At 38.1% G+C, this 5,911-nt stretch carries 7 protein-coding genes; 1 reads left to right on the top strand and 6 read right to left on the bottom strand.

Features of this window, described 5'->3' with window-relative positions:
* Positions 1 to 103: 103 nt before the first annotated feature.
* Positions 104 to 346: a hypothetical protein gene (locus L1266_RS21780; protein WP_235378341.1), complete on the bottom strand. Its 243-nt coding sequence runs from the start codon at positions 344 to 346 to the stop codon at positions 104 to 106.
* 218 nt (positions 347 to 564) lie between these two features.
* On the opposite strand from L1266_RS21780, the gene soxR reads away from it, so the two are divergent.
* Positions 565 to 1,020, top strand: coding sequence for a redox-sensitive transcriptional activator SoxR (gene soxR / locus L1266_RS21775; protein ID WP_054562542.1), 456 nt, complete (start codon positions 565 to 567; stop codon positions 1,018 to 1,020).
* Here soxR and L1266_RS21770 read toward each other — a convergent pair.
* The 5 genes from L1266_RS21770 to L1266_RS21750 form a co-directional block, all read right to left on the bottom strand.
* The gene (locus L1266_RS21770) at positions 1,017 to 1,535 is read right to left on the bottom strand and encodes a DUF4198 domain-containing protein (protein WP_235378340.1); all 519 of its coding nucleotides are present in this window, start codon (positions 1,533 to 1,535) and stop codon (positions 1,017 to 1,019) included. The genes soxR and L1266_RS21770 overlap by 4 nt on opposite strands.
* Positions 1,529 to 2,761, bottom strand: coding sequence for a hypothetical protein (locus tag L1266_RS21765; protein ID WP_235378339.1), 1,233 nt, complete (start codon positions 2,759 to 2,761; stop codon positions 1,529 to 1,531). Before L1266_RS21765 ends, L1266_RS21770 begins: the two co-directional genes overlap by 7 nt.
* Positions 2,762 to 2,831: 70 nt before the next feature.
* Positions 2,832 to 4,028, bottom strand: a complete 1,197-nt coding sequence (locus tag L1266_RS21760; RefSeq protein WP_235378338.1) for a hypothetical protein — start codon at positions 4,026 to 4,028, stop codon at positions 2,832 to 2,834.
* 153 nt (positions 4,029 to 4,181) lie between these two features.
* On the bottom strand, positions 4,182 to 5,162 hold the full coding sequence (locus L1266_RS21755) for a hypothetical protein (protein WP_235378337.1): 981 nt from the start codon (positions 5,160 to 5,162) through the stop codon (positions 4,182 to 4,184).
* A gap of 103 nt (positions 5,163 to 5,265) precedes the next feature.
* Positions 5,266 to 5,811 (bottom strand): hypothetical protein, encoded by a 546-nt coding sequence (locus L1266_RS21750; RefSeq protein WP_235378336.1) that lies wholly within the window; start codon positions 5,809 to 5,811, stop codon positions 5,266 to 5,268.
* Positions 5,812 to 5,911 lie beyond the last annotated feature (100 nt).

Here is a 5,911-nt window from a genome sequence, read left to right as displayed (position 1 = left end):
TAACGAGGGCTTGATTATAGTGAGACCAGTTTGTGATTTTGCTCATTGTTGTTGCACGGGCTAGTAGGATATAGATGATCTGATCACAGGCTGGCAAGATAGTTCAAACTTTTAGGAAACAACGCCCTTTATTAAGCTTTTCACCATTACTACTAATCATATTCTTATAGCTATCCCAGTCTACAGTTACATCTAAAGCTGAATTTCCACAGCTAGATTTTACTTTACTCACTTCAGCTAGAATATTACTGTCAACGTTCCTCATTGCTTTTTTATCTTTCACTGACGCATATGATGTTGAGCTAGCCATTAATAAAACCATACCAAATAACAATTTATTTTTCATAACCCTTCCTTTTGTATTTAAAACATAAACAGAAATATACTATACATCAAAAACACAAAAAAATTACCAAAAATATTAAAAAAGTTACTTTATTCATAGATGAAATTAAAATTTCGACACTAAGATTGAAATATTACTTGCACAGTGAAATGCATTTTTTTTACTATTGAATGCACACTACCTCAAGCTAACTTTAGGTCAACACCTTGGAGAAAATTATGTCAGATAAGAAACTTATTGATGCAAACCTAGCGGTTGGCTTTGTGGCAAAACGCAGTGGCGTAAAAGTTTCAACCTTGCATTTTTATGAGTCGAAAGGACTTATTCGCAGCTGGCGTAATAACGGTAACCAGCGCCGCTATAAACCCGATGTATTGCGCCGAATTGCCGTTATAAAAGCTGCACAAACCATGGGCATAACTCTTGAAGACATTAAACAAACGTTAAGCACCCTACCTGAGCAGCGCACACCCACTAAACAAGATTGGGCAGCTCTTTCTAAAGTTTGGCAAACGCAATTAGATGAACGCATTCAATACATGCAGCGATTGCGCGAGCGCGTTAATGGTTGTATTGGTTGCGGCTGTTTATCAATGGCCAAATGCCCTATCTACAACAAAGATGATTATTTAGGTGAAGAGCACAGCGGCGCTGTGCTGTTAGAAAGAGATTAAAGTTTAGCTTTGCTCAGCTCACACATACCGTAAATAGCAAACGTATGCTCAGGCGCCTCTTCTATCTGAATATCAACTGTTTGTGGGCTGTTTGATAGATCGCAAACAAGATCACCAAGCAACCCTTTAAGGGTATTACTATTTTCATGAATTGAAATACTTGTATACCAAAGCACAATACCTTCGGGAGTGCCATTTTCAAGGTAGATATGTTGAATAAGCGAGTCATTATCAAACATATTTGCAGGTTTAGCTGTTCTTATTAGTTTTTTATCAAAACGAAAGCGGCCATTCTCATCTGTTATCGTCTTATCAATATATTCTTTACCATAAGTAAGCGAACGGGTTACTTTTTGCTTTGCCACCGGTTTACCATTATCTAGTAAAACCCCTTGAACTGGAGCAGATAACAAAAAATCACTTTTATTGAACAAACCAAACATGCCTGCGAATACCTCAGTTGAAGTAAAAAGAAAAATAGCGATAAATACAAACCAAACTAGCTTCACTACCACACGGCCTCTCTATTCACTTGGCAATCTACTGGATCTAAATAAGGTTTTAGCTCCTCAGGGAATCCATGTTTTTCGGTTATGTCTTTATCAATTTTGAAGTAATGCTCTATCGATTGATATAAGTGAGTACCAAGCGGGATGGATGTATCCATAAAGGTCATCGCTGTGGCGTATGCCAGTGAATCCCAGTCACGGTTTGAACCACCTACATAAAATGTTGGCTTAGTGAAGCGATAATGTTTAGGGTATTTTAACGGCACCATGAGTGATACAAATACACGTGAGCCACCACGGGCTGAGCCGACATTACGCTCATTTGCGCCATAGCAAACAATGTCTTCATACGGTAAGTAAAACGGTTTTCTAAACAAAGTATGCGGAGTTTTCACTAGGCCGGTATGCCGATTAAAGTAAAAATTATCTCGGTGCGCTAATATAGCGCGATGTTTCAGCATATAAAAACCGACGATAAACATAGGTGCATATATAGCAAATGGCACCCATCGATAGTCGCCCCACACAAAACCAATAACAACCAAATCAACGAAAAAAAACATAACTGCAGCGACCATTAGCAGGAAACTTAGAGCAGTAAATAAATTTGACCAGCCTCCAAACCATGAAATAGCCAATTGCTTACCATCATTCTCTACCCAATGCCCCTCAAGTGTTGAGCCACGATTAGGGGATTCAAGCTCTGCTGCATATTTATCAGTAAAACGCTTACTTTTAAAGGTACGAGTTTTAAAGCGGCAGCCATTGAGTGCTTCTGCTTTTTTTAATCGAGTTTCATAGCTGTCTTTATGTAAATAGTCTCTTGATAGCCTTTCTCTGTACTTGGTGAAATTGGCTTGATAAATCGAGTAATTTCTTTGCTTAGTTCTCTCTGCCTTTTCTATTTCTGGATCTTTTTCTTCTTTACTTTTTCGATCTCTTCTTTCAGCATAGCTTTCATCGAGTGCTAATCGCCTAATGTTTTTATCTTTTGCATAAATCGGTTTTTTTCTTGGATTAAGTTTTTTCCATTCTTCTAGTTTCCTAATTCGTTCAGGTCTTGTTTTTTCATCCTCAGCAACAAACTTTGCTATGTTCTCATAATAACGTCTATCAACTTCTTCTGGGTTTGCACGCATCCAGTCTTCGCGCTCTTGATCTTTGCGCTTTATGTATTCTAGCGTTTCTTTTGTTATTTTTACGTGATCAAGCTGATTTTCACTAACAGGCATCGTTACATAAATTCCTTTTTAAACTTATTAAACATTAAACACCCACTGCTATTTGTCTTAATAGACTTAACTACCACACGGCTTCTCTATTTACTTGGCAATCTACTGGATCTAAATAAGGTTTTAGCTCCTCAGGGAATCCGTGCTTTTCTGTTATGTCTTTATCAATTTTGAAGTAATGCTCTATCGATTGATATAAGTGAGTACCAAGCGGGATGGATGTATCCATAAAGGTCATGGCTGTGGCGTATTGCAATGAATCCCATTCACGGTTAAAACCACCTACATAAAATGTTGGCTTAGTGAAGCGGTAATGTTTAGGGTATTTTAACGGCACCATGAGTGATACAAATACACGTGAACCACCACGGGCTGAGCCGACATTACGCTCATTTGCGCCATAGCAAACAATGTCTTCGTAAGGTAAATAAAACGGTTTTCTAAATAAGGTATGCGGAGTTTTTACAAGGCCGGTATGGCGATTAAAATAAAACTTATCTCGGTGCGATAACATAGCGCGGTGTTTATGCATGTAAAAACCGACAATAAACATAGGTGCATATACAGCAAATGGTGCCCATCGGTAGTCTCCCCACACAAAACCAATAACAACTAAATCAGCGAATAAAAACATTACGGCTGCGACCATTAGCAGGAAACTTAGAGCAGTAAATAAGTTAGACCACCCTCCAAACCATGAAATAGCAAGTTGTTGCCCATCATTGCGAACCCAATGTCCCTCAAGAGTTGAGCCTCGATTAGGGGATTCAAGCTCTGCTCCATATTGATCAGTAAAACGCTTACTTTTAAAGGTACGAGTTTTAAAGCTGCAGCCATTGAGTGCTTCTGCTTTTTTTAATCGCGTTTCATAACTGTCTTGATGTAAATAGTCTCTTGGTAGTTGCTCTGTATAGGTTTGTCTATCATCAAAATATTTACTACTATTTTCGGCTCTCCTTCTACTTTCTGCTGCTTTTTCGGGGTTATCCCTTCTAAACTCTTCTAATCGCACCACATCTTCTTCATCTAACGCCAGTTGTTTAATGGTTTTATCTTTTGCTCTTGTTGGGTCTCGGCCAGGGTTTTCGGCGCACCACTGGTTAATTGCGTTAATACGGTTTTCTCTTTTAATTTTCTCTCGTTCTTCATGAGTTAAGCCGTCGTTTTGTTCAGCAATATAGCGCTCAAGCTCCTCATCACTAATAAGGTTATCAATTAAATCATCCAGTTTGTTTGATTTTACTGAGCTTTTATCATCACTAGTCATAGCTCTCTACATTCCTTGTTTTTAACCATTCCATTTTAAATATCTCAGACCCTAAACACCCACTGCTTTTTGCTTACTTCGTCGAAGGTAATTTTAAGAGTGCTGTTTTTGCAAAACTGTTAACGTATCATTGGCAATGCAACTTAAGCCTTTTCACGGAAAACCTATAAAAAGTTGAACCAGTAAACGCTTAACTTTATATTTCCACGTTAATCGCTCTATGCGTTCTGGCTCGGCTTTCCAATGTAGCCAAGGCTTGGTTATTTCGACATTTGCTTTACCTTTTAGCCAATCAAATGGAAAAGCATCCTCTAAAATTTCGTCCCTAATTTCAATTTGCTGTTCAATTGAAAAGTCTACCCAAAAGTTTGAAGGACGATTATTTTTCTTATCAAACTCTGCAGTAACTGGATCTAAGTGACGGTGTTGTTCATATACCGGCACATCAGGTAACGGCTTACTTAAATCCATGAAACGTACATAACACTCCCATAATAAATAACAATGCACAGGATTGGCTGAAAGTTCGACAACTGAACCAGTTACAGTTGTTTTAGGATACTTATCTTGGTCTATATGGCTAATTTCTGGAAAGTAATTCATTACACCCGGCGCGCCCATTTTCGAGGTTAACCTGCAAACAATCTCTTCCCATTTAAAACAACAGTTACCTAATTCATCACGCCCTTCACAACCGGGAATATCAAAAGTGAAACCGACCGTTTGATTTTGCCTGTCAAGGTACATCACCCTATCAGGTATATACTTAACTGTTATTGGTAGTAAATTTAAAAAGAATAAGTTCCAAGAAAAGGTCAGAATTACAAGCCACCAAGGGAATGGTTCTTCTGAATATGTTGCGACAACACATGCTATTATAATTAATAAACTCAATACAGCCCCTATAGCCATTGGCCCAAACAATATGGCTTTTATAGGGTTGTTGCCACAAGGAATGACCTTATATCTCTCGCGTTCATTTTCATATACCTTATTGGTATTAGCCCAATCATATAAAAAACACAGGCCTTTAAATTCGTGATATGTATTTTTTATACTACGATATTCAAAAAAACGATTAAACTTCGTTTTCTTCGGCATTATTCCAACATCTAGGTAATTTTGTTTTTGCATTAGATTCCTTTGCTTTAACAAGCCGAGGCGGTACATAAAAACTACAATTAAGATATTTTTATTATCAATACACTTAACCCAATACTATGCATCAAACTATCTTTTAAGGTATTCCTATAAATAATTGTAGTGCTAAGCGCTTTGCTTTGTATTTCCATGTCAGCTTTTCTATGCGCTCGGGCTCACCTTTAAAATGCAACCAAGGTTTAGTGATTTCTTCGTTAGGTGTAGCTCTAAGCCAATTAAAATGCGCAGCCTCTTTATTGAATTTTCGCCAAATTTCGACTTGTTGAGCAAGCGAAAAATCACTCCAAAACTTATCGGGTCTCTTATTGTGCTTGTCAAATTCAGCAGTTAACTCATCAAGATGACGGCAACTTTCATACTCAGGCACATCAGGCAATGGTTGATTGCTATCCATAAACCGAACTACACGTTCCCAATATAAATAACAGTTCATCGGGTTATTTGAGTTATCAGGCACTTGAACTGCTATTTTAGTCTCAGGGTATTTATCCTCATCAATATGACTAATAAAAGGCACAAACCCCATTACACCTGGGCGCGTTGCCACAATATCAAGATGACATACAATATCGGCCCATTTAAAACAACAATTACCCGCGAATTCAACCCCGAAGTGCACCACTCGCTAAATTAGGCCGCATTGCGTAATTCGTTAAACACAACGACAGGCTGTTTGTAACCTAGGCACTTTCTAGGTCTGGCGTTTAGCGCACGTTCTATAT

Origin of the sequence: Pseudoalteromonas sp. Cn5-37 (genome assembly GCF_021532495.1) — a bacterium.
GTDB lineage: Bacteria > Pseudomonadota > Gammaproteobacteria > Enterobacterales > Alteromonadaceae > Pseudoalteromonas > Pseudoalteromonas simplex.
This window is presented reverse-complemented; position numbering and strand designations above follow the sequence as displayed.

Bases quoted from the DNA above. Each gene is read 5' to 3' on its own strand.
- L1266_RS21765 (WP_235378339.1), bottom strand. From the start codon at position 2,761: ATGCCTGTTAGTGAAAATCAGCTTGATCACGTAAAAATAACAAAAGAA.
- L1266_RS21780 (WP_235378341.1), bottom strand. From the start codon at position 346: ATGAAAAATAAATTGTTATTTGGTATGGTTTTATTAATGGCTAGCTCA.
- L1266_RS21760 (WP_235378338.1), bottom strand. From the start codon at position 4,028: ATGACTAGTGATGATAAAAGCTCAGTAAAATCAAACAAACTGGATGAT.
- soxR (WP_054562542.1), top strand. From the start codon at position 565: ATGTCAGATAAGAAACTTATTGATGCAAACCTAGCGGTTGGCTTTGTG.
- L1266_RS21755 (WP_235378337.1), bottom strand. From the start codon at position 5,162: ATGCAAAAACAAAATTACCTAGATGTTGGAATAATGCCGAAGAAAACG.